Source organism: Mesorhizobium sp. ESP-6-2 (genome assembly GCF_020164675.1).
GTDB lineage: Bacteria > Pseudomonadota > Alphaproteobacteria > Rhizobiales > Rhizobiaceae > Mesorhizobium.
This window is the reverse complement of sequence record NZ_JAIUGT010000012.1, coordinates 1-23,824: the sequence shown is the minus strand read 5'-3', so window position 1 is coordinate 23,824 and position 23,824 is coordinate 1. Positions and strand designations below refer to the sequence as shown.

Here is a 23,824-nt window from a genome sequence, read left to right as displayed (position 1 = left end):
GGGCAATTCCTATTGCGCTAGACGCACGCGATGACCGCGGTCGATCTCGACAAGCTCGCTTGGCTCGGGTTCTTCGTCGGGGTCCGGACGGCGCGAAATGTCGGGCGAAAAGCGGGCGGCGTCTGGAACGAAGGCGGCATCCGGCAAGGTGCGTGCCCCGGTCAGGATCGCATCGGGATCGGGAACCGAACCGATCAGGCGACGCGTGTAGGGATGCGTCGGGCGGCTGAAAATCGAATGCCAGTCACCCTCTTCCACCACGCGGCCGAAATACATGACGGCAACCCGGTCGCTGACATGCTCGACCACGCTCAGATCATGGGAGATCATGATGTAGCTCAAGCCCAGCGTTTCCTGCAGGTCCATCAGCAGGTTGATGATCTGCGCCTGGATGGACACGTCCAACGCCGACACCGGCTCGTCCAGCACCAGGATCTTCGGATCGAGCATCAACGCCCGCGCGATGCCGATCCGCTGGCGTTGCCCACCGGAGAATTCATGCGGATAACGGTTGGCGTGATCGGGTGTCAGGCCGACGCGGGTCAGCATCTCGGCGACGCGGTGGCTGGCCTCGCTTCCCTTGGCGATTCCATGCAGGGCAAGCTGCGAGGACAGCATGCGGCCGATGGTCTGACGCGGATTCAGCGACGCATACGGGTCCTGAAACACCATCTGAGCGATGCGCGCGCGCTCCTTGCGGGCGGGAGCGCCAGGGCCTGCCAACGGCTTGCCCTGGAACAGGATTTTTCCCGAAGTGGGCTCCTGCAGGCCCATCACGGTCAGCGCGGTGGTGGATTTTCCGCAGCCGGATTCACCGACGATGGACAGGCACTCTCCCTCGTTCAGGGTCAGGTTCACGCCCTGAACGGCACGAAGCGTCCGCTTTGGGCCCAACGGTGAGCGCCGCGGCAGCGGGAAATGGACGTTGAGGTCGCGGATTTCCAGAAGAGGCTGGTTCATGCGGTCGCCTCTTGACCAAAGCCGCGCGGCGTGGTCAGCGTCGGTGCGTCATGTCCACGCTCCTCGCTGGTCACGACCTGGTCCAGTTCGGTCAGGCGGGCGCGTCCAACCAGCGTTCGCGACCCCAGGCGGGGGCGCGCCGCGAGCAGGCCGCGGGTATAGGGATGCAGCGGATTTTCGAACAGAGCCTTGGTGTCCTGTTCCTCGACGAGCCGCCCCCGGTCCATGACCCCGACGCGCCGGCACATATTGGCGATCACGCCCAGATCGTGACTGACCAGCAGCACGGCCGTTCCTTCAGCCGTGCAAAGTTCGGCAAGCAATTCCAGGACGCCTGCCTGGACCGTCACATCAAGTGCGGTGGTCGGCTCGTCCGCAATCAGCAGGTCGGGACGGCAGGCCAGCGCAATGGCAACCATGACGCGCTGACGCATCCCTCCCGACAGTTGATGGGGATAGGACAGGGCGCGTTCCTCGGGCGCCGGCACCCGAACGCTTTCCAGCGCCTCGACGGCTTTCCTGCGCGCATCCGACCATCCGAAGCCCCTGTGGACGACGAACATTTCCGCGATCTGCCGACCAATTGCCATCAGCGGATTGAGCGCCGTCATGGGCTCTTGAAACACCATCGCCATACGGTCGCCGCGCAGACGGCGCCTGGCGCGGCTGCCAAGCTTCAACACGTCCTGGCTCCGGAAGAAGATCGAGCCGCCGGTCACCTCCAGCGGACGCTTAAGCAACCCCATCACCGAAAGGCCGGTGATGCTTTTGCCCGAGCCGGATTCGCCGACAAGTCCGTAAGTTTCCCCAGGCAGGATATCGAAAGACACGCCGTGAAGGATTTCGTTCCGCTTGCCGACGCCGATGCGCAGGTCGCGGACGGACAGAACAGGGTCGGGAAGAATGCCGCTCATGCCTGCCTGATCCTCATATGCGGATCCAGCATGTCGCGCAGCCCGTCACCGAGCAGGTTGAAGCCAAGGACCGTGGCGAAGATTGCGATGCCGGGGAACAGCGAGGCCCAGGGGGCGGTGCGGATCAGTTCGCGCGCATCGGTCAGCATGTTGCCCCAGCTCGGCTGCGGCGGCCGGATGCCGACGCCGAGGAAAGACAGTGCAGCTTCCGCCAGAACCGCGCCGCCGATGCCAAGTGTCGCGATGACCAGCACCGGACCGACGATATTCGGCAGTATCTGCGTGCGCATGATGTTGGCGTCGCTGAAGCCGGCCGCCCTGGCGGCCTGCACGAAGCCCTGATTCTTGAGCGACAAGGTGGAGCTGCGGGCGATGCGGCAGGTCCAGGACCAGTTGGTCAGGCCCAATGCGATCAGGAGGCTTGGCAAGCCGGGTCCCAACACCGCCATGATGGCGAGCGCGAACACCAGGGACGGGATCGCCAGCATGACGTTGGTCAGCCCGTTCACCAGATCGTCCCACCAGCCTCCGAAATAACCGGCCGAAACCCCGAGCGCCATACCGATGCACGAGTTGATCAACTGCGAAACGAGGCCGACGGTCAGCGACACCCTGGCGCCGTAGAGGATACGGGAAAAGACGTCGCGACCCTGCCCGTCCGTGCCCAAAAGATGGTCCCAGCTTGGTGGCATTTCAGAATTCATCAGGTCGGCGTCGAATATCGGGTTGTACGGGGCAATCCAGCCGGCGCTGACGGCTGCGGCGACCACGAGCAACGCCAGCGCCAGCCCAAGGGCGAAATTGAAACGCAACCGCATGGATCAGGCCACCTTGATGCGCGGGTCGATCATGGCATAGGCGATATCGACCAGCATGTTGATGACAAGGAACCACAACACGATCACGATGACCGTGCCTTGAACCACGGGAATGTCGCGTGCCGACACGCTGTCTACCAGAAGCGACCCGATCCCTGGCCAGGAAAACAGTTTCTCGATCACGATCGCCTGCCCCATGAGCGAACCGATCTGAAGGCCAAGCGTGGTCAGGATCAACACCAGCACGTTGCGGGTAACGTGACTGCGCACCAGACGCGGTTCGGTCAACCCTTTGGCTCGCGCCGTGCGCACGAAATCCGCGTTCATCACGTCCAGAACGCCCGCGCGGGTGGTTCGCGCCAAGAGCGCCATCGGCGATACGCCGAGGGCGATGGCAGGCAATATGATGTAGCGGATGCCGCCGGGCTGGTAGCCGAAGCTCGGCAGCAGGCCGAGCTGCAGCGCAAAGACGTACATTAGCAGCAAGCCTAGCCAGAATTCGGGAACCGACAGGCCGGAAACCGCCAGCATCATCGTGCCGGTGTCCAACACGCTGCCGGGCTTCAGCGCGGCCAGAAATCCCAGAGGAATACCGACTGCCGCGGCAAAGCCCATCGCCGCCAGCGCCAGTTTGATCGAAGGCCAGAGCCGCGGCTCGATCACGTTCCACACCGGTTCGCGGGTGCGGTAGGAAATTCCAAGGTCGAAATGCGCCAGCCCCCACAGATAGTCCCACAGGCGGACCGGCAGAGGCTTGTCCAGCCCGAACTGCTCGTTCAGATGCGCCATCACATCGGCATTCGTGGCGTTGCGCCCCTCCGACATCAGGCTCGATATGAAGCTGCCGGGGACGACGCTGAAGATCACGAAAATGATCAGCACGACCGCCAGCAGGGTCGGGATCATCTGCAGCGTGCGACGAAAGATGAAGCGCGACATCCGCGAATCCTGCCTTTCAACAACTGGGCGCCATGCGCCGGGCGGGAGTGGGCGCCATGCGGCGGGCGGGGCCGTACAAACCGGTCCCGCCCGCCAGCCATGCCATCGCGCTACTTGCGTGATGCGGGTGCGCTGTCGTCGATCCAGATGTCCTCGTAATCCTGGATCGCCAGTTCCGCGCCGTTCGGCTTCAGCCCGTGGACCCATGGCTGGTAGGCCATGACGGCCTTGTTGTAATTGAAGAACCAGACCGGAGCCTCGTCCTGCAGCAGGTTGTTGGCTTGCCTCAGCAGATCGTTCTGCTTGGCCGGATCGGTTTCGTTGCCTGCCTGCTCGATCAGCTTGTCGAAGTCGGCGTTGTTGAACTTGACGTAGTTGCAGGCGGTTTGCGACGTCTTCGAATAGAAGCAATTCAGATATTTCAGCGGATCCGGGCCCGACGAGTTCGACCAGATAAAGGCATCAAAATTGTCGGACAGGATCTTGTCGGACAGGACCGAGCTTTCCACCGGGTCGGTCGTCACGGTGACGCCCACCTTGGCCAGCATCGGGATGATCGCCTCGACGATCGGCAGGCCCCAGCTTTCGTTCGAGGTCGCGGTGACCGAGAACTTCAGGCCGGCCTCGAACCCTGCCTCCTTCAGCAGTTCCTTGGCCTTTTCCGGATCATAGGCATAGGGCTTGGCGTCCTTGTCGAAGGCCGGCGATGAAATCGGCAGCCAGGAGACCGCGGGATAAGCCTTGTTCTTCAAGAGCTTCTCGACAATCAGGTCCTTGTTGATCGCATAATTGATCGCCTGCCGGACGCGCTTGTCCTTGAATGCCTCGACCTTCGGATTGAAGCCGATATTGCGGGTGTAGACTTCGGCCACCTCAAGGATGTGATCCTTCAGCGCCGGATCCTGGCTGTAGGCCTCATACTGCACAGGGCCGAGAACGTTGGTATCGATCTCCGCGTTGCGGAAGGCGACGTCGCGAGCCGAAGCTTCGCCCATCAGCATGATGTCGAGCTTGTCGAGATGCGGCTTGCCCTTCTCATAATAGCCGTCGAACTTCTCCAGTTCGACCTTCGAGCCCGCGACGTAATTGGCGAGCTTGAACGGGCCAAGGCCGTTCGGCTTGGAGGCGAGCTGATCTTCCGGATAGTCCTTGGAGTAGATCGGCGCATAGTTCGACATCAGGTTCCAGCCCGGATCGGCCAGGTTGATGAAAGTGATTTCGATGGTCCTGTCGTCGATCTTCTTCAACCCGGAAATATGATCGGCCTTGCCTGCCTGAAATTCGGCGACGCCGGCGATCTGCAGCATCTGCTCGGCGCCCGGCAGCGCCTTCTTGGGATCGGCCAGACGGTTGTAGGACCAGATCACGTCATCGGCGTCGAGCTTGTCGCCATTGTGAAAGGTCGCTTCCCGGAGCTTGTAGGTATAGGTCTTGCCGTCGGCCGACTTCTCTACCGTTTCGGCGAGGTCGAGCTCAGGCTTGCCGCTTTCCGGGTTCCATTTGTAGAGGGAGCGGTTGATCGCTTTGGCCACGATCTCGTCTTGCGTATGCGGTGTCGCCGTGATGTCCAGCGATGTGATGGAGTTGCCATAAGGTGCGGTAAACACCAATTTCCCCCCATCCTTCGGTGTGGCGTCCTGCGCCAGCGCGGCGGTCGCCGTTCCAAGCGCAAGCGCCGCGATCAAGCCAAGTCTGTTCAACATCCCTCAATTCCTCCCTGTGGTTCGTTGTTGATTTCCTGTCAGAGGCGGGCCCAACCGGCATCCCGCCTCAGTTTCCTTCATAGACGATGCGCCCGTCCAGAATTGTCATCTCACAGCGCGTTTCACGCAGGATTGTCTCCGGTGCGGCCGCCAGGAGGTCATTGGAGAAGACGGCGATGTCCGCGAGCATTCCAGGCTCCAGCCGGCCTTTCACCGTTTCCGCGCCCTGGGAGTAAGCACCATGTTCGGTGTAGGCGCGCAACGCCTGTTCGGGCGTCAGTATCTCGGAAGCGTCCATTACCGTGCCCTTGTGCGTCTTGCGCGTCAGCATGGCGTAGAGATCGGGGAAGGGATTGGGCGAACAAACCGGCGAGTCGCTGCCGGTGGATGGCTTCATGCCCAGACGATCCCAGGTTCCGATCGGATAAGAGCGCAAGCCGCGCTCCGGCCCAAGAACCGAGACATAGGCGTCGCCGAAATCGTAGATGAAAGCCTGCTGCGGTGCGGGCAAGATGCCTGCTTTCAACATCCGCTGATTGATGGCGTCATCGACATAGCCGCAATGCTCGATCCGGTGCAGGTGCTTGTGATCCGGCCTGGCGGCGCGCACACGTTCATAAGCGCGCACGAGCTGGTCGATGGCGGCGTCGCCAATGCCATGACAGACCATGGTGTAGCCCATTGCCGTATAGCGGTCGACCAGTTCAAACAAGCGGGTGTCCGGCAGCATCCGGACACCGAAATTGTCGGGCTGGCCAATATATGGCTGGCGCATCCAGGCCGTGCGTCCGCCGGCCGAACCGTCCGTGAACACCTTCACGCCTCCGATGCGGAACATGTCGCTGCCGACACCGGTGACGAGACCCTCGGCATGACAGGGCTCGACGATGGACGAACCGGGATCGCCCAGGAGCGTCGCCCAGACCCGGACCGGCAGCCGGCCGCCGCGCTCGGCCTGCCGATACGCTTCGATCTCGGTCATTCCGTCGATCTGGCCGACAGCCGCGTCCATGCAGGAGGTTATGCCGAATTGTAGCAAGTGCCGGCCGCCCGCCTCGATGGCGTCGATGATCTCGGGAAGCGAGGGCGTGGGCTGGACATCGTAGACGAGGTTCTGGGCGTTCTCCGCCAGCAATCCGGTCAGTTGTCCGGCTTCGCGGCCGATGAGGCCGCCATCCGGATCGGGCGTGTCGATGTCGATCCCCGCCAGCGCCAGCGCCCGCGAATTCGCGACAGTGATATGGCCGCAGGCGCGCGTGACGGAAACCGGGTGATCGGGCAGGGCTGCATCCAGCTCCTTCGCGGTGGGCATCAAACCGTCGGGATAGCGGGTCTGGTCAAAACCGCGCGCGGTCACCCATGCGCCTTTGGGCGTTTCGGCGGCCCGCGCCTGCAACGCAGCCATCAGCGCGCCGCGGGTCGGCGCGGCATCGGGCGTCGCATCGACCTTGCCACGCAGGAGTCCCGTCGAGATCAGATGCAGGTGCGCATCGTTCAGACCGGGCATTGCGAAGCGCCCGGCCAGATCCACGACGCTCGTGCCCTTTCCGATCAGGGGCTTGATAGCGGCGTTGGAGCCACTGGCCACGACCTGGTTGCCCAAGACCGCAATCGCCTCCGCGATCGGATTTCCGTAACCGGTCCAAATCTTGCCGCCATGCAAAACGAGATCGGCTTGGTTCTGCGAATTCATGCTGCCTTTTCTTCTCTCCGGCGTTCACGGCCGCCGCCGACATAGATTTAACTTGAGTGGCATTCCGTTTCGCGCACGGTCAGATTCTTCTCCCGCGCTCGACTTCACGTTTCCCCTGCCACCGGCCCCAGTTGCCAGCTTTTTCGTTTTGCGGACGTTGGGGCGTCAGCGATCACAAGGCCAATTCGGTTTTCGCAATCGAGCATGCAAAATTTGCATAACATAGCAATTATAATGAAATATGTTCCCCATTGCGGTTCGATCAGTGCTCGAACGCAGTGGAGGAGAGGCCGCGTGGAAATCAAATGGCTCGAAGATTTCGTGACGCTTGCAGAAACATCGAGCTTTTCGCGGGCAGCCGAAATCCGCAATGTCACCCAATCGGCCTTCAGTCGGCGCATCAAGCAACTTGAGACGTGGCTCGGAGCACCGCTCATCAGTCGTGCCACCATGCCGGCCGAACTGACATCGGCCGGGCGCAATTTTCTTCCAATGGCGCAGGACGCCATCAGGATGTTCTATTCGGTGCGCGAGTCTCTACGCCCGCCTGCGGAACAGGGGCTTGTCCGCTTTGCGGCCCTTCACACATTGACCATCACGTTCTTTCCGGTTTGGCTGCGGGAGGTGCAGCGGAACACTCGCACCTTCGGCACGTCCTTCATGGCTGACAGAGGTGGCATCGAGGCGAACCTGGCCGCACTGACCGATGGCGAAACCGACTTCTTCCTGACCTATGCGCACCGTGAAGTGCCGTTTCACCTGGATCGCGACAAGTTTTCTCATCTGGCTATCGGATCGGATCGGCTCATCCCGGTCGCGGCGCCGGAACTGCGCTTCGACAAGTCGACCGTGCCCGCGGCGGGCATTCTGGACAGTCCGGAAACGGCAAAGCTCGCTCTGCCTTATCTCGGCTACGGTTACAGCTCTTTCTTTGGCGTTGCCCTCGGAAAACTCTTCTCGAAGCACTCGCCGTTCCGGCGTCAAACAGTGCATGAAAGCACAATAAGCGCCGGGCTCAAGGAACTTGCCCTGACCGGCGCGGGCATCTGCTGGCTGCCAGAAAGCCTCGTCGAGAACGACATCTCCAATGGAGCCCTTGTCATCTGTTCGAATGACAGCACATGGACGCTCGATCTCGAGATACGATTGTATCGCAGCTCGGAGAAGACTCGAAGCACCATGGTGGAGGCTCTTTGGCAATCCTCCAAGGCGCTGGCGCAAACGTTGAAGCCCGCGGGCACAGCGACCTTCAGCTCTTCATGAAACGGAAGGCGCGCAGCACCTCGAAATAGTCGTTCGATGCAAAGGCGACGGCACGTGGCCCGTGCCGGCGCACTCCGGGATACCAGGAGGCGCGATAGGCATCGACGGGGTTGCTGAATTCGATGATGATCTCGACCCTTTCCGGCATTGGCGGCAAAGCCTGCCGCGCCGTGTCGCGCAACGCCCTTTCAACGCCCTCGCATATTGCGCCGCGCGCCGCCGCAGGCGCCAGGGAGATGGTGGCCGCGCCGGCGCCTTTGAGGGTTTCGACAGTGGCTATCCCCGGGACGAGGGCTCTGGCGTCCGCGCAAATGCCTTCGTCGCCGGAAAGAAATACCGAGCGCACGCCATAGCGCGCGGCGCACAACGCATTCAATGTGAATTCGGACGCTGTTTCGCCATTCAGGATCAGCCGCGATATGCGCAATGTCGATGTGTGTGCGAGCGGGTTGTCCTCGACGCCGGCCTTGGAATGGTAGCCGGTATAGAGCGCGGCATCGAAGCTTTCATCGATCCCGAACATCATTGCGTCCGGATGTCCCGACCAGCCCCTCACTATGCGCGCAAAGGGCGGCATGCGTTCGAGAATAAGGTTGCGCCCGCTGTCATGCGCATCCTTGATCATGATTTCAGTTGCGCCAGCGGCTCGCGCTCCTTCGCAGGCGGCCAGGACCTCCCCGGTCATCAGTTCGCGGAATTCCCTATGGTCGGCATGCGTTCTTTCCGCCTCGTCCCAGGATTGAATGCCCGCGGTGCCTTCGATATCGGCCGAAATGAAAATCTTCATGCTCAAAGGGGCTCCTTCAGCCATTCGGTCAACGCCGGAATCCTGCGTCCATTTCGTCCAACCACGCTTTGCGCGGCGCACAGGGCATTCAGAACGGCCTCGACCGTGGTTTCCACAACCGCTTCGAAAACGAGGTCGATGTATCTGTCATCGACACGCGAAATCGAACTGAACGGTGAAGGGGAGACGTGCGGCAGAGGATCGGCGGTCGTGAAGGCGATGGCGATATCGCCACTGCCGTGTCCCCAATACGAACCGAGACGGGCAATGCCGGCGCCGGCCCGGCTGGCGGCACGGTTCAATTGCCGGTCGTCAAGAGGAATATCCGTGCCGAGAATGATGATGATCGACCCGCTTTCAGGCTCGCCGAGCCCTTTGGGATCGGCTCTGCGGCCATCCGGGAGGACAAGATCCCCTGCCCTGCCGAAGTTGGACAACACCAGAGCGCCAAGCGTGAAGGCGCGAGACCCGATCTCGACAGACCTGGATGCGCTGCCGATACCCGCCTTGAACCCAAACGACGTCATTCCGGTGCCGGCGCCGATGCTGCCCTGTTCGACCGGACCGGCGCTCGCGGCATCCAGCGCCGCTTCGGCGTCATGCCGGCTGACCGCCATTGCCTGAATATCATTGATGCCGCCGTCGTTGCATTCGCAAACGACGGGGTTGACCGTGCTGGTCTTGCGGCCGATCTCCGGGTTGGCGGCAATGGCACGCTTGATCAGCGCCTCTGCACATGGCGCGACCGAAAACGTGTTGGTCAGAAGGATCGGCGTTTCGATCGTGCACAGTTCGGCCAATTGCATGAGCCCGACAGACTTGCCGAAACCGTTGATGATATCGACCGCGGCCCTGACCTTGGATCTGAACAGGTCGCCGCCATGGGGCAAGACCGCGGTGACGCCTGTCGCCAGTCCGTTGGCGATGATCGTCTTGTGGCCGACCAGGACACCCGGCACGTCCGTGATCGCATTGTTCGGGCCGGGCGGCAGCCGCCCCATGCCAAGGCCTAAACGCCGTGCGGCACCCATGCTCACATCCCGCTCATCAAGCAAGGGCCGCTCGTCCGGCCGCATGCCCGTTCATCTCTGCAAAAGCTGTCTGGACGTAAATTTCCTGCAGGCGACGTGTCAATGGACCAGGTTGGCCGTTTCCGATCCTGTGGCCGGCAATACGGATGACGGGGGTGACCAGGCTCGAGGCAGAGGTAAGGAACGCTTCCGCCGCCGAAAACGCCTCCTCTGGCGAGAACGCACGCTCTTCAAACAAAATGCCCTGGTCTTCACACAGACGCGCCACTGCTCGCCGCGTACAGCCGGGCAGGATGGCTTGAGAATTGGCGCGAGTGATGACACGGCCGTCGTGCGTAACGATGAAAGCCGTCGCCGACGCGCCCTCGGTCACCTGTCCACCCTCGACAAACCAGACATCATCGAAGCCTTTCTCGCTTGCAGCATGCTTTGCCAGAACCTGCCCCAGCAGCATGACGGTCTTTATGTCGCGCCGTGCCCAGCGCGGGTCAGGCGCTAGGTCGACGGCGACGCCTTCGGTCTGAGCCTTGGTTCCTACGAGTTTGCGGGCGCTTGTGAAGGCGACCATGGTAGGCTCAAGATCATCGGGAAACAGGAAATTGCGCTTGGCTTCGCCGCGCGAAATCTGGAGATAGACCGTTCCTTCATCCAATCCGTTGAGCGAGATCAGTTCCAATTGAATGGCTTCTATCTCAGGCAGCGTCACGGGCATGGGAATACAGATCTCGGCAAGCGACCGCTGGAGACGATTGAGATGGAAATCATTGTCTATCAGCCTGCCGCCTATCACGGCGGTCACCTCGTAGACCGCGTCTGCAAAGAGGAATCCCCGATCGAAGAAACCGATGCGCGCCTCGTCTTCGGGCATGTAACGCCGATTGCAATAGACTTGCGCCACTTTGGCCATCCTCGATCCCAGCATCAACCGACTGCTTCGATAAATGCCAAGGCAGGTCGGCAGAGGCCAATTCAAAAAATGCAATTGGCTATGCCGATACCGTCAAAGCGCAACTGACACTCCCTGCGACGGCCGCATGATTCATGCCACGAGAGAGCGCAGGTCGCTGAATGGTTTCCCTTTAATCCCGCGGAGCCGGATGGGGCCTTGGACGACGCATCATTGACTCCCGATATTGACAGGTCGCGACCATCGAATTAAGTTCGCGTTAGTGGTGACTAACGCGAACTACTGGACAGCGCTCGGAGATCCGACAAGGCGCACGATCTTCGAACTGTTGGTCGAACAGCCCTGTTCGGTCAGCGGACTTGCTCGTGCCCTGCCTGTAACCCGGCCGGCTGTCTCTCAACACTTGAAGATACTCAAGGCTGCCGGGCTTGTGGCCGACACGCGCTCGGGCAAGGAACGCATATACCGTATCGATCAGGATGGGCTGGCAGGCCTGCGCGCGGAAATGGACCAGTTCTGGAGCAAGACCCTGGCGGGCTACAAATCAGCCGTCGAGTATCCAAAAAAGGACCAAGCATGAGTAAGGATCCTGCACTCGCGCCCGTAAGGCATTTCGTCGTCGTCGAGGCATCCATTGCGCGTGCCTTCAAGGTTTTCACCGAGGATTTCGGGAGATTCAAACCTCCAGAGCACAATCTTCTTGCCGTTCCGATCGCAGAAACGATCTTCGACCCCCGGGTCGGAGGGCACGTTTACGACCGAGGTGTGGATGGCAGCGAGTGCCGCTGGGCTCGTGTGTTGGCTTACGATCCGCCCAGCCGGCTGGTTCTGAGCTGGGACATCAGCCCTCGGTGGCAGATCGAGACCGACCCGAACAAGACGAGCGAATGGGAGGTCCGGTTCACGGCCGAGACCGAGAACAGAACCCGGGTTGAGATCGAGCACCGGCATTTCGAGCGCCATGGGGAAGGCTGGGAGGGCGTGAGGGGTGCAGTTGATAGCGATCAGGGCTGGCCGCTCTACCTGCAACGGTTCCACGGGCTGTTCAACCATCGGGCAGCCTGAAAATCGCGTTGCAGTTCATGGGGTATGACTCGCAAGCACCTTATCGCCCACTGAGATTCCAGGAGCAGAGACAACATGGAAGCCTATTGGTTAAGCATCCTCGGCGTGCTTACGCTTTGTTTGCTGTCAGTGGTGTTGGCAGTCTATTCCGGTTCGTCCAAGGGATTTGCAGGGGTACTTTCAGGACCGGTAGTCCCGGCGGACGACCACAACCCGCTCTACAGGATCGACCGCGTCCACATGAACTCGGTTGAGGCGCTGGCGCCCTTTGTCGTGCCCGCGGTGCTGGCGATGATGGTTGGTGTTGGACCGACCACTTTGGCGACCCTTGTAGGGCTGCACCTGGCGATACGCCTGATTCATCTGGGAATCTACCTACGTGGCGGAAACGCCGCAAAGGGAGGTAGCGTCAGGACAGTTCTGTACGTTTCGGGAGCGCTGGTTACGCTTGCCCTTATTCTTGTGACTGGATGGGCAGCACTCCATTGACGCGTTATCGGCACTTATCGGAGGCTACATCCGTTTTATAGTCCGCGCCCGGTGTCCCCGTTCGGCAACAGCGCCACGTCTCGGCCCGGGCAAGCGCCTCCAACTATTGGGAACCATTGCGCGGCTTTTTCAAAAAGTGCCCTCACCGCTCCAACCAAGGCATTTTTCGTCGCAGCCGATCGGCATTCTCCCGCCCCGATCGACCCCGCTGCTATGTGTTATTTTTGCTACATGTCACTGCTCATGACGGGGAAAACCCATTTAGAGTCATCTAAATTAATATTCGCTCACGTATTTTCTGAATATATCGGGTAATTCGGCAATGGTGGGCCTGGGGTTGGCCCGCTTAAGCGCCTTGAGGAAGGCGTTGGGGAAACGGGTGGGCTAAATGAACAGAACTGGCATGTCGGCCATAGGCAAGCGCCTTGGTCTTTTGATGGCGGCTACGATGCTGACTTGCGGGGGGGCGAACGCCCTCACGCTCAAGGAGGCCGTGGCGGTAGCAGTCGAATCCAATCCGGAGATCGGTCAGGCGATAGAAAATCGCGAAGCGATCGAGTTCGAATTGCGTCAGGCAAAGGGCCTCTATTTGCCCAGCGTCGACCTGCAGGCGTCGGCTGGCGCTCGCCGTCTCGACAATTCGTCACGGCGCGCACTCTCGATAGAGGACGACGCGCTTTATCCGGCAGAAACCGACCTGACCGTTTCGCAGACGCTCTATGACAGCGGCGCAAGGCGCGCAGAATTGAACCGCCAGGCCTCCCGCGTCGATGGCGCGTCGTTTCGGGTGCTGGAACGGTCGGAATTCATCGGCCTCTCTGTTGTCCAAGACTACCTCGAATACATGCTCCAGGCTTCGATTGTTGCCGAGGCAAAGAAAAACCTGGGCTTCCATCAAGCAATCCTCCACGATATCCAGGAAGGCATTGCCGGCGGCGGGTTGAACGAAGCCGACCGACAACAGGCCGAGGAGCGGCTGTTCGCGGCCAAGGCCCGCATGCAGGAAGCATCGGAGGAACTGGAGGCCGCGCGGATACGGTTTTTCAAAACTGTCGGCAAGCCGCTGACCAATGCAGCGAGGCCGGCCGACGTATCCGGCACGCTGCCAAGGTCGCTGGACGATGCGCTGGGCCTTGCGCGCGAGAGCAACCCGCGCGTCCACATGGCCAACAGCGATATTGCCGCGGCGGCCTCGCTGGTGGACGCGGCGCGGGCGAAATACGGTCCTTCGATCATTGCCGAAGGCTCTGCCCGGGCGGGCTACGACATTGACGGCGACAATGGAGACGCATCCGATCTGCAGGCACGTCTGGTGTTGCGCTGGAATCTCTATCGGGGCGGCATCGACAAGGCCAATGAGCAGGAGCAGATCCGCCGCACCAGCGAGCAGCGGCTCGCGATGCACCAGGTTCTCCGAGAGATCGAGGAAGCCGTTCGCACGTCATGGGATCGTCGCTTCCGGCAGGCCGATCTGGCCAAGACCCTGAAGCTGCAAGCCGCCTCCAACGAAAAGCTGGTCGCGTCCTATCGCGAACAGTTCAAGGTCGGGCAGCGCTCGCTGCTCGACGTGCTCGATGCGCAGAATACGCGGTTCAACACCGCGACACTGGCCGACACCGCGTCCTATGCATCCCTTTTCGCGCAATATCGGCTTCTGGCGGCGACTGGGCAGTTGCTGAAAACGATGGACATCCACCCGCCAAAACAGGCTACGGCATATGCGCGGACCGAGTTCGCCGCGCCGGAAACGGCCGACACCGAAACCTATGCGCGCACGCCCTCGGAACAGAAGAACGACGTGCCGTTCGATATTCTGGCGCCGGTCAGGAAAAAATAGGCGAGCCCAAGGATCGATCGAGAGTCCCCGCGGGCGGATCGTGAACCAGCAACCCAACATCCTGTCACCGAAAGAGGCTTTCAAGGCCTGCTTTTCGGCCGTAGCCGCGTATCTCGGCCGCCCCAGTGCCGAAACCGTGCTCTTTGCCGGCGTGCCGCTGGCCGAAACGCGCATCGATATCGACGCGATCCGGCATCTTGCCGAACGCGTCGGCCTTGAAATCACAGAGTTCGGCCATCGCGACTTTGTTCGGGGGCGCATCGACCTCCCCGCGATCGTCTTTCGCGTCAGCCAGCTGCCGGTCGCGCTGCTGGCCGATGGTGAAGCCGGCGAATATTTCACCGCTCCCCAGGAGGACGGGCGCACCACGATCAGCCGGTCGGAACTGGCCAACAGCTATATCAGCGGCGGTGCGTCCTTCTCGATCACCTATGCCAACGCAACGGAGGCGATGAGCGTCGGCTCGGCGCCGAAGATCGAGCGACGACATTGGCTGACGGGAACGATGGGGCCGTTCTGGCGCACCTATTCGAAGGTTATCCTGTCGGCGGTGTTCATCAATCTGCTCGCCATCGCCTCGCCGATCTTCACCATGAACGTGTACGACAGGATCCTGCCGAACAAGGCGATATCGACGCTCTGGGTGCTGGCCATCGGCATCAGCGCGGTCATCCTGTTCGACCTGCTGCTGAAGACCTCAAGGGCATCGCTCATCGACTATGCCGGGCGCAAGGCGGATCTGCGCATTTCATATATGCTGTTCGAGAAGGTGCTGAACTCGTCTCTGGCGGCACGGCCGGGCTCAACGGGCGAATACGCAAATCGCGTGACTCAATATGAATTCGTGCGCGAATTCTTCACGTCCAACACCATCAGCGTGTTCATCGACACGGCTTTCGTGTTTGTTTTTCTCCTCGTCATCTATGCGATAGGCGGCTGGCTGGTCATGATACCCGCACTGGCCTTCGTCGCGTCGGTGATCGTCGGACTGGTCACGCAGCGGCGCATCGGCAAGCGTGTGGCGGCGTCCATGAACGAGGCCTCGCAACGGCAGGCCCTGCTGGTCGAATCCATCTCCACGCTGGAAACGATCAAGTCGCTGCGCGCCGAGGCCTACCTGTTGCGAAAATGGGGAGAGCATTCCAAAAATGCCTCCAACACCTCCGAGAAGATTAAGCAGCTTTCGGCCGCCGCCGGCAATATAACGCAGGCCATCCAGCAGATGGTCACGGTCGCGCTGGTGGTAGCCGGCGCCTACGCCTTCTCCGAAGGACATGTCTCCACCGGAGCCATCATCGGCACCGTCATGCTGGCCAGCCGGGCTGTCGCCCCGCTCGGTCAGATCGCCATCACCTTGTCCAGATTGCGCCAGGCCATGCTCTCTTTGCGGATGGTGAATTCGATCATGGCTCAGCCGGAGGATCGCCCGGACACCGTGGGCTTCGTCAACCGGCCCATCCGCAACGGCGCCATGGTGTTCAGGAACGTCGGCTTTACCTATCCCGGCTCCGAGAACGAGGTCCTGACCGGCCTGAATTTCTCCGTGAAGCCGGGCGAGCGGATCGGCATCATCGGCCGCATAGGATCGGGAAAGACGACGATGGGCCGATTGATCGGCAGGCTTTTCTTGCCGAGTTCCGGCGAACTGCTGCTGGATGGCATCGACATCCGCCAATACCACCCCTCCGAGGTTCGCGCCGCCGTCGGCATCGTCGCGCAGGCGAACGATCTGTTTTCAGGCACCATCAAGGAAAATCTTTTGATGGCCTGTCCGGAGGCGACCGATGAGCAGATCGTCGAAGCGGCCAAGGCCGCCGGCGTCGATGATTTCGTCTCTCGCCACCCGCGTGGCTATGACATGAATGTCGGCGAACGCGGCACCAATCTCTCGGGCGGCCAGAGACAGACGATGGCGATCGCCCGGCTGTTGCTGACCAAACCGAAAGTCGTCTTCCTGGACGAGCCGTCCGGCTCGATGGATCTGGCTTCCGAGCGGCAACTGATCAAGCAGCTCAAAGTGGCTTTCGATCGAAATACGACGTTGATCGTCTCGACGCACCGCTTCAGCATGCTCGAACTTGCCGACCGGCTTATCGTCATCGAGCAAGGCAGGATCGTTGCCGATGGACCAAAGGACCAAGTGATACAGGCGCTGCAGAAAAAAAGCACCTGAAGAACAAAAACTATCAAAGTATTCAATGCGTTGGGGCCGTGGGAAATGCTTGCAAGGGAAGACCGGCCGCCGCTCTTTGCGTCGGCGTCCATATTCATCATAGGTGCACTCTTCGTGTCTTCCGTTGCTTGGGCGTCCTTTGCCGAGGTGGATGAAATCGCACGCGGCGACGGCAAGGTCATACCTGCTTCCAAAACGCAGATCATCCAGGCCAGCGAGCCGGGCGTCGTCCAGGAAATTGCCGTCAAGATCGGGCAGGTGGTGAAGAAGAACGACCTCATCATCCGCCTCGACAATACGTTCAACACCTCCAGCCTTGGCGAGCAACAGGCCAAGGCACGGGCATTACAGACCCGCATTGCACGGCTGAAGTTCGAGCAGAGCGGCGATCTGCAAGGGGAATTTCCGTGTCCGGCCGAAATCCAGAAGGTCGCCCCGGAAATCTGCGACAACGAGCAGAAGCTGCTCGTCGCCCGCCGCGACAACTTCGAAGTCAAGCTGTCGGTTCTCAAGTCGCGCCTCGATCAGCGCGAGAAGGAATTGGACGAGGCGACCGCCAATTCCGATCGCCTTACGAAGAATCTGGTCGTCAGCGACCAGGAGGCAAAGCTGGTCGAAGCGATGGTCAAGAAAGGCCTGATGGCGCGAACCGAGCAACTCCGGGTCGAACGCGAGCAGACAGAGCTCAACGGGCAGCTGACGCTTGCTGGAGAAACCACCAAGAAAGCCAAATCGGCCATCACCGAGGCCCAGCTTCAGGTCGATGAGCTCGGTCTGCAGCTGCAACAGGAAGCGCTGAGCGACCTGACGCAGGCGCTGGCCGATCTCTCGGTGGTCGATGAAACCATACGCGGCGCGACCGACAAGGTGGCCCGCACCGACATCCGTTCTCCAGTCGACGGTATCGTCAACACGCTTGACATCAATACGGTTGGCGCCTTCGTGCAGCCCGGCGCGGTCGTGGCCGGCATCGTTCCGACTTCGGAGACCTTGCTGGTCGAAGCGCGGGTTTCGCCCCGCGACGTTGCCTTCATCCGGCCGGACCAGGAGGCGCTGATCAAGGTCACCGCCTATGATTTCTCGATCTTCGGCGGCATCGAAGGCAAGGTCTCGAACATCACCGCCGATAGTCTCGTCGACCAGAAGACAGGCGAGCCCTATTATCAGGTGCGCGTCGCGACCGACAGGTCGACGCTGACGCGGGATGGCAAGACCTATTCGATCATCCCGGGCATGATCTGCTCCGTCGACATCAAGACCGGCCGCAAGACGATCCTGACCTACCTGCTGAAACCCATCAACAAGGCACGAGAGGAGGCGATGAGTGAACGATAGCGCCACGCCTCCCGCTGTCCTCGAGCGGTTGCTCGTGCCGATGGCCACGGAAGATCTCGGCATGGAGTTCCGGGTTGTCGCGCGCCGCGGCATCCGCCGCGGCATCCGCCTGGAGCGGACGTTCTGGACGTCACTCAAGCAGATGGCGGAAAGCCGCAAATGCACGATCGGCATGCTTGTCGATGAGATCGCCGAGAGCCAGTCTCCCGCTGGCAACCTGACATCGGCGATCAGGGTTGCCTGCATTCGTGACTTGACGGAAGAAAACCTGACGTTGAAGAGGCTTGCATCAATCAGGACGATCACCGCGATACTGGTCGCCTGCCCCTCGCCCGCCTTCGCCCTTTCATCGTCGAAAAAGATCCTGACCTTCAACGCTCCATTCCAACAATTGGTAAAGCGCCAATTGCCGACGGCGCCGAGCGATGACGGCCGTCAGGATCTCAGGCTGGCTCTCGATCTCAACGTCGCGGACATCTTCGCGCGGCTGGATGCCAATGGCGAGATTCCGGTCGCGAGTGGGTTCGTCATCGGCGCCGGCGAGCGCCGATATCGTGGCCAATTGAATGCCGTGCGAGCACCGCTGGTCGGGCAGGACCTGCTAATGGCATTCGTCAGCGGCTAGAAGCAATTCCAGGTGCGAAACGCTTTCCCCGGGAAAAGCGCGTAGCGCCCTTGGGAATTGTGAAAAAAACAGAGAGATAGAGCGGTTCGGCGTTGCATAGAAACGGCGAACCGCGGTTGCTCACCGACGGGCAAGCGCTCCTGAAGCCATGTCGGGCTGCAATCCCTCGCCGGGCGCGACGCCTGCGAAACCGCCCTTGATCTCCGCGACCTGCGCGCTGCCCGACCTCGAGCCATGGATCCAGGCTCGGTCCGTGCTGAAGGAATACAGCGGAACATAGTCGGGGAGATCGCTGTCGCGCAGCACGGTGTTGTTGAGGCTGTCGAGAATGAACACGCCACTTGCCGTGCTTACCGACAGGACCGCATGGAAGAATCCCCGCCTGCGATCCTGGAGAACAACCAACGCCATGCTTTGCGCGGGGATGCCGGCCCTCAGCAGCGCCGTCATCTTCAGTATGACGAAATCCTCGCAGTCGCCGGCGCGCTTATCAAGCACCTCCGCGGGCTTTGCCCAATAATCGAGCTTGCCATAGACGACGCTGTCCTTCCTGTAGGCGATCAGGTGATTGATGCCGCTGTTGACGAAGGACAGTTTCTCGCTGAATCCTTTGCCCTGTGCCGACGAGATCAGCCTTGCAAATGCCGCGCTCTTCTGTTCGCAGGCACTCCCCGCCGAGCAGCCGACAATTGCCTGGTAGACCGGCGCCCACCGCGCGGCGACGGGAAAGTTATGCATGGACAACGCGACGGAGCCGAACACGCCGGGGATGATCGCCGCCGTTTTGACGGGATCAATTCCGACATCGGCAGGCCCCGACGCAACGCCGGTTTGGGCATCGTCGAGCGTGTAACTCATGGAAACCACGCCGGGCTGGTATCCTGCCGCCGGCTGCCAAGGCTGGGATCTTTCCAGGGAAACGCCGCCCAGGCTGAACGGCATCCGCACGTCTTCAACAAGCCCGCCGACCGAAGCGGTGTCGTCTAAAGGGACGCTCGCGAGCGATGGCTGCGGCAGGCCCGCAAGGCTGATCGTCAGCAAGAGTAGCTTGAGGCCGGCTGTTCCCGGCGCGGTTTTTTCTTTTTTCATAACGCCCACCTTTTGACTGTGGACGGTACCAATCTTGTCTCAAATTATTGGCAATGAAGGTAGATAATGGCGACGAAACTTACCTCTCCCATTTTTCGTAAAATTTTATTAGAATTTATACTTCTATTTACCATGCGGCAGGAGGCGAGCCCCTCATCCGCACCGACGGATATCGACTTATATAACAGAATATATGCTCCCAGTTTACCACGCGTAAAAAATGCCTTTGTACGCATATAATAGTATATAAAGCAGATTGACGAACTGTTGCAAAGTAATGGTTGCCGCTGTCTCTTTCCGGAAAATGCCGGAGGGGTACAAGCAATGACCATCAATAACGAATTGGACGCCGTTTCGGGTTCGTGGGACGAGCATTCCATGGCCAGTGAACGTCACGACCAGACCTCGCCGGCAGAGTTCCAGGTCGCCCAAGCGGCTTCGACGCAGCAGGCCGCGCCGGCAGCGGCCGAACCAGTGCCGGTCGATGTGGGCAGCGGTGCGCCTGCGGAAGCACCAGCGGAGGCTAAGGCTCCGGCGGCAGCCGCGCCGCACGAATACGTGGCCGACGCCAGCAACGTCGTGAAGCTTCCGGCGAACGTCTCGATCGACAACATCAAGGTCGACGGCCACAATCTCGTGCTCGAACAGGCCGATGGCTCGGTCATCGTAATCAAGGACGGCGCGCTCAACGTGCCGACCTTCGTCCTTGGCGATGTCGAGGTGCCGCGCGTCGCCTTGATCGCCGCGCTCGAGGCAAGCCATGTGGATGTCGCCTTCGGCGCCGATGGCTCGATGTCGGCTGGCCCTGGAGGTTCGACCTCGAGCGCCGGTGGAAATTTTGAAATTCCTCCCGGCGGCATCGGCGATGGATTTGATCTTTCGGCGCTCTTGCCGCCGACCGATCTGCAGTTCGGGCAGGCCGAGAGGCGGGAGCTGTTCCTTCCCAATGCGAACCCGCAATTTGGCGATCTCACCGTCCGCGTGTCGGAAGAAGGGCTTTCAGGCGCAAACCCGGACAGCGATCCCGGCTCACCCTTCGACGAATCGAATCTTTCGGTGATCAACGGCAGCTTCGGCGCTACGGATCCCAATGGCGATCCGCTGACCTACGGCCTCGGCGTGCCTGCCACGACGCTCACCTCGCACGGCACCGACGTCGTCTGGGAACTGGTCGATTCGACGCATCTCGTCGGCAGGGTCGGATCGGACGTCGTGATCAGTGTCACCATCACGGATGCGAGCGCGGGAACCTTCCAGATCGCCCTGCTCGGCCCCCTCGACCACCCGCTGGCCGGCTTCGAGGATAACCTCTCCATCGTCGTCCCGGTTACCGTGCAGGATCCGTTCGGCGGCTCGGCAACTGCCAACATGACCGTAGTCGTCGAGGACGACAGCCCTGCCCTGACTGTGGGCAACACGGCAGCCAGTTCCGCGGTGCTCGATGAAACCAATGCCGGTTCGCCGGCCGGCTTTCCGATCGACGTGACGAGCACCAACCCGATTATTTCCATTGCATCCAATTTCGGTGCCGACGGCGCCGCCGCTGGCGGCGGCATCGCCTATGCGTTGGGCCTGACCGGCAATGCCGCATCGCTCGATTCGGGCTTGAAGACGGCCATTGGCGATTTTGCGATCACGCTGCTGCAGACCAATGCGACGACGGTCACCGGCACCTATCAGAACGGCGGCACCCACACCGCCTTTACCATCGTCATCAACGGCAACGGCACGCTTACGGTCACCCAATACGCTCCGCTGGAGCACGCTGTCGATGGATCGAGCGCTGCCGCCCATGACGACGTGCTGACCCTCTCGGGCAAGGTCACAGCCTCGGTGACCGTCACCGACTTCGATGGCGACAGCGCATTCGGCGGCGCCCAGATCGGCGGCGCGATCCAGTTCCACGACGATGGACCTTTGGTGACAGTCGTCGCCGACGCCGGCGCCGTGGTCTCACTCGACGAGACGCAGGGCTTGAGCATGGCGGCTGCGATCGACACTGGAACCATCGTCAAGGGCGAGGATCCCGATATCGGCGGTACCGGGGCGATCACCTCCGGCGCCAGCAGCGGCGCCCTGGTCGACGTGATGGCGCTGTTCGGCGGCGACGGCCCGGCGGCGAGCAGCACCACTGTCTATCAGCTGAGCGTAATCAACGCCGTTTCCGGCCTGACCGTCACCGACGGCTCGACGATCACCTTGCAGACGCTTGCGAGCGGAGTCGTTGTCGGAGTCGTGCAGGGCGGCGCGTTCAATGGCGAGGCGGCGTTCGCGCTATCGATCGATCCGGCCACCGGCAAGGTGACCGTCGAGCAATATCTGTCGCTCCACCATTCCGACACCGGCAATCCCGACGACACGGTTGCACTCACCGCCGGCTCGCTGGCCGTGAAGGTCACGGTCACGGATAGCGATGGCGACACCGCTAGTGCCAGCGCCGACGTCTCGGGCCAGATCAGTTTCGACGATGACGGGCCGAAGGTGACGGCTGTCGCCGCCACCGGCGTTACGGTAGCGCTTGACGAGACGGCGACCACGAGCGATGCGGCCTTGATCGCCACGCCCGGCATCGCCAGGGGCGAGGATCCCGATGTCGGCGGCAGCGGCGCGATCGCGCACGGCACCAGCAACAGTGCCTTCGTCAACATCACGGCGCTGTTCGGTGCCGATGGTCCGGCGATCTCCGGCCACACCGTCTATGCGCTGAGCGTCACCAATGCGGTCTCGGGCCTTGCCGTCACCGACGGCTCCGCGATCCAACTGCAGCTGCTGGGCAACGGCGTCGTCGTCGGCGTCGTCCAGGGCGGCACGTTCGATGGCGATGCGGCGTTCGCGCTGTCGATCGATCCGGCCACCGGCAAGGTGACCGTCGAGCAGTATCTGTCGCTTCATCATTCCGACACCGGCAATCCCGACGACACGGTGGTGCTGGCCTCGCATTCGGTCGCGGTGAGCGTGACCGTCACCGATGGCGACGGCGACACCGCAAGCGCCAGCGCCGACGTCTCGGGCCAGATCAGCTTCGACGACGATGGTCCGAGCCTGACCATCTCGCAGCCGAACGGTGCCTTGAACGGCCTGTTCCTGGACGGCTTCGTTCCCAATGGCGACGCCTGGGGCGCGGGCAGCGGCACCACGACCGGTCCCGCCGGCGCCTGGACTGTCACGGCTTCGCCCTACGAAGGCGCCAGCAGCATCGAATTGCAGAAGGTCGGTGACGGCTATCGCGGCGTCGACAGCCCGACCGACAGCGTTATGGTCGACCTCGAGGCCAGCCCTGGCAACATCCAGATCTCGCAGACGCTGCATGGCCTCAGCGCCGGCGAATACCGCATCTCCTTCGAGATCGGCGCCGCCAACGATCCGGGCATTGCCAACAGCGCCAAGCTCGAAGTGCTGTGGAACGGCGTCTCGGTCGGAACCTACGATCCTACGTCGGGCGTCATGCAGACCATCGCCATCGACGTCACGGCGACGGCCGGCGACAACTCACTGACCTTCCGTGAGATCGGCGAAGCGGGCGACAACACCGGCACCTTCCTGGCCAACATCAAGGTCGGCGACATCATCGTCATCGACGAGACCGCAGGTGTCGATGCTGATTCCGACGACACCACCGATCCGGCCGTGGCGGCCCTGTTTGCCGGCGTCAATGCCGGAGCCGATTCCGACATGCCGCTGCATCAATATGCGCAAGGCAGCGGCGGCGTCGTGAACGCCACGGGGCTGTTCGGCGCCGATGGCCCGGCAACGAGCAATTCGCTTGTCTATGCGCTCACCCTTGCCAGCAATACGGGCGTGGATTCCGGCCTGAAGACCACCGACGGCCACGCCATCTCGCTGTTCACCGACGGCAGCGGCCGCGTGATCGGCGTCTATGATGCCGACAACAACGGCATCACCGCCACCGACAAGGTCGCCATCGCCCTGCATATCGATGCCGCCACCGGCCAGGTCGCGGTGGCGCAATACGTCTCGCTCCAGCATCCCGACACCAGCAGCAACGACGAGGGCATCGCGCTCGGCGCCGGCTCGGTCTCGGTCACCGTGACGGCGACCGATGGCGACGGCGACCACGTCACACAGAGCGCCGACATCTCTCAGACCGTCGTCTTCGAGGATGACGGGCCGAAGGTCCTGAGCGGCCATGCCGCACCGGTGACGATCGATGAGGACGACATTGCCAGCCTGCTGTC

19 protein-coding genes are annotated in these 23,824 nt (G+C 61.5%); 9 read left to right on the top strand and 10 right to left on the bottom strand.

From position 1 onward, the window contains the following. Positions 1-9: 9 nt before the first annotated feature. The 6 genes from LB532_RS26090 to LB532_RS26065 form a co-directional block, all read right to left on the bottom strand. Positions 10-960 carry an ABC transporter ATP-binding protein gene (locus tag LB532_RS26090; RefSeq protein WP_140638342.1) on the bottom strand — a complete coding sequence of 317 codons (951 nt, stop codon included), beginning with the start codon at positions 958-960 and terminating at the stop codon, positions 10-12. Next, positions 957-1,865 (bottom strand): ABC transporter ATP-binding protein, encoded by a 909-nt coding sequence (locus LB532_RS26085; protein ID WP_411908902.1) that lies wholly within the window; start codon positions 1,863-1,865, stop codon positions 957-959. The genes LB532_RS26090 and LB532_RS26085 overlap by 4 nt, the downstream gene beginning before the upstream one ends. A gap of 5 nt (positions 1,866-1,870) precedes the next feature. Further along, positions 1,871-2,692, bottom strand: coding sequence for an ABC transporter permease (locus tag LB532_RS26080; RefSeq protein ID WP_140638340.1), 822 nt, complete (start codon positions 2,690-2,692; stop codon positions 1,871-1,873). Positions 2,693-2,695: 3 nt separating this feature from the next. Then, the gene (locus LB532_RS26075) at positions 2,696-3,631 is read right to left on the bottom strand and encodes an ABC transporter permease (RefSeq protein WP_140497345.1); all 936 of its coding nucleotides are present in this window, start codon (positions 3,629-3,631) and stop codon (positions 2,696-2,698) included. 110 nt (positions 3,632-3,741) lie between these two features. Beyond that, the gene (locus LB532_RS26070) at positions 3,742-5,334 is read right to left on the bottom strand and encodes an ABC transporter substrate-binding protein (RefSeq protein WP_140638339.1); all 1,593 of its coding nucleotides are present in this window, start codon (positions 5,332-5,334) and stop codon (positions 3,742-3,744) included. A 67-nt stretch (positions 5,335-5,401) separates the two neighbouring features. Then, positions 5,402-7,027 carry an amidohydrolase gene (locus LB532_RS26065; protein ID WP_140638338.1) on the bottom strand — a complete coding sequence of 542 codons (1,626 nt, stop codon included), beginning with the start codon at positions 7,025-7,027 and terminating at the stop codon, positions 5,402-5,404. Between the two features lie 294 nt (positions 7,028-7,321). On the opposite strand from LB532_RS26065, the gene LB532_RS26060 reads away from it, so the two are divergent. Continuing rightward, a complete protein-coding gene (locus LB532_RS26060) occupies positions 7,322-8,290 on the top strand; it encodes a LysR family transcriptional regulator (protein ID WP_140638337.1) in 969 nt (322 codons plus the stop codon). Here the strand turns inward: LB532_RS26060 and LB532_RS26055 are convergent. Genes LB532_RS26055 through LB532_RS26045 form a run of 3 tightly spaced genes read right to left on the bottom strand, consistent with a single transcriptional unit; the run spans position 8,277 to position 11,015 of the window. Beyond that, positions 8,277-9,077 carry a M55 family metallopeptidase gene (locus LB532_RS26055; RefSeq protein WP_140638336.1) on the bottom strand — a complete coding sequence of 267 codons (801 nt, stop codon included), beginning with the start codon at positions 9,075-9,077 and terminating at the stop codon, positions 8,277-8,279. The genes LB532_RS26060 and LB532_RS26055 overlap by 14 nt on opposite strands. Before the next feature lie 2 nt (positions 9,078-9,079). Beyond that, positions 9,080-10,108 carry a P1 family peptidase gene (locus LB532_RS26050; RefSeq protein ID WP_140638335.1) on the bottom strand — a complete coding sequence of 343 codons (1,029 nt, stop codon included), beginning with the start codon at positions 10,106-10,108 and terminating at the stop codon, positions 9,080-9,082. A 16-nt stretch (positions 10,109-10,124) separates the two neighbouring features. Further along, positions 10,125-11,015, bottom strand: a complete 891-nt coding sequence (locus LB532_RS26045) for a D-amino-acid transaminase (protein WP_140638334.1) — start codon at positions 11,013-11,015, stop codon at positions 10,125-10,127. A 226-nt stretch (positions 11,016-11,241) separates the two neighbouring features. Between LB532_RS26045 and LB532_RS26040 the strand changes: the two genes are divergently transcribed. The 7 genes from LB532_RS26040 to LB532_RS26010 all read left to right on the top strand — a co-directional run bounded on the left by LB532_RS26040 (position 11,242) and on the right by LB532_RS26010 (position 18,539). After that, positions 11,242-11,595 carry an ArsR/SmtB family transcription factor gene (locus LB532_RS26040; RefSeq protein ID WP_140638333.1) on the top strand — a complete coding sequence of 118 codons (354 nt, stop codon included), beginning with the start codon at positions 11,242-11,244 and terminating at the stop codon, positions 11,593-11,595. Next, the gene (locus LB532_RS26035; protein WP_140638332.1) at positions 11,592-12,080 is read left to right on the top strand and encodes an SRPBCC family protein; all 489 of its coding nucleotides are present in this window, start codon (positions 11,592-11,594) and stop codon (positions 12,078-12,080) included. Before LB532_RS26040 ends, LB532_RS26035 begins: the two co-directional genes overlap by 4 nt. A 75-nt stretch (positions 12,081-12,155) precedes the next feature. Then, positions 12,156-12,569 (top strand): MAPEG family protein, encoded by a 414-nt coding sequence (locus LB532_RS26030; protein ID WP_140638331.1) that lies wholly within the window; start codon positions 12,156-12,158, stop codon positions 12,567-12,569. 388 nt (positions 12,570-12,957) lie between these two features. After that, positions 12,958-14,406: a TolC family protein gene (locus LB532_RS26025; protein WP_140553515.1), complete on the top strand. Its 1,449-nt coding sequence runs from the start codon at positions 12,958-12,960 to the stop codon at positions 14,404-14,406. A 40-nt stretch (positions 14,407-14,446) separates the two neighbouring features. Continuing rightward, positions 14,447-16,579 carry a type I secretion system permease/ATPase gene (locus LB532_RS26020; RefSeq protein ID WP_140638330.1) on the top strand — a complete coding sequence of 711 codons (2,133 nt, stop codon included), beginning with the start codon at positions 14,447-14,449 and terminating at the stop codon, positions 16,577-16,579. 45 nt (positions 16,580-16,624) lie between these two features. Then, positions 16,625-17,914, top strand: a complete 1,290-nt coding sequence (locus tag LB532_RS26015; protein ID WP_140497322.1) for an HlyD family type I secretion periplasmic adaptor subunit — start codon at positions 16,625-16,627, stop codon at positions 17,912-17,914. After that, entirely contained in the window at positions 17,904-18,539 is a 636-nt protein-coding gene (locus LB532_RS26010) for a ribbon-helix-helix domain-containing protein (protein WP_140553520.1), read from the top strand. The genes LB532_RS26015 and LB532_RS26010 overlap by 11 nt, the downstream gene beginning before the upstream one ends. A gap of 120 nt (positions 18,540-18,659) precedes the next feature. On the opposite strand, the gene LB532_RS26005 is transcribed toward LB532_RS26010, so the two are convergent. Next, on the bottom strand, positions 18,660-19,628 hold the full coding sequence (locus LB532_RS26005; protein ID WP_140638329.1) for a transglutaminase-like cysteine peptidase: 969 nt from the start codon (positions 19,626-19,628) through the stop codon (positions 18,660-18,662). A gap of 324 nt (positions 19,629-19,952) precedes the next feature. On the opposite strand from LB532_RS26005, the gene LB532_RS26000 reads away from it, so the two are divergent. Beyond that, positions 19,953-23,824: DUF5801 repeats-in-toxin domain-containing protein (locus tag LB532_RS26000; protein WP_224557442.1), on the top strand; the 3,872-nt coding region annotated here is incomplete at its 3' end.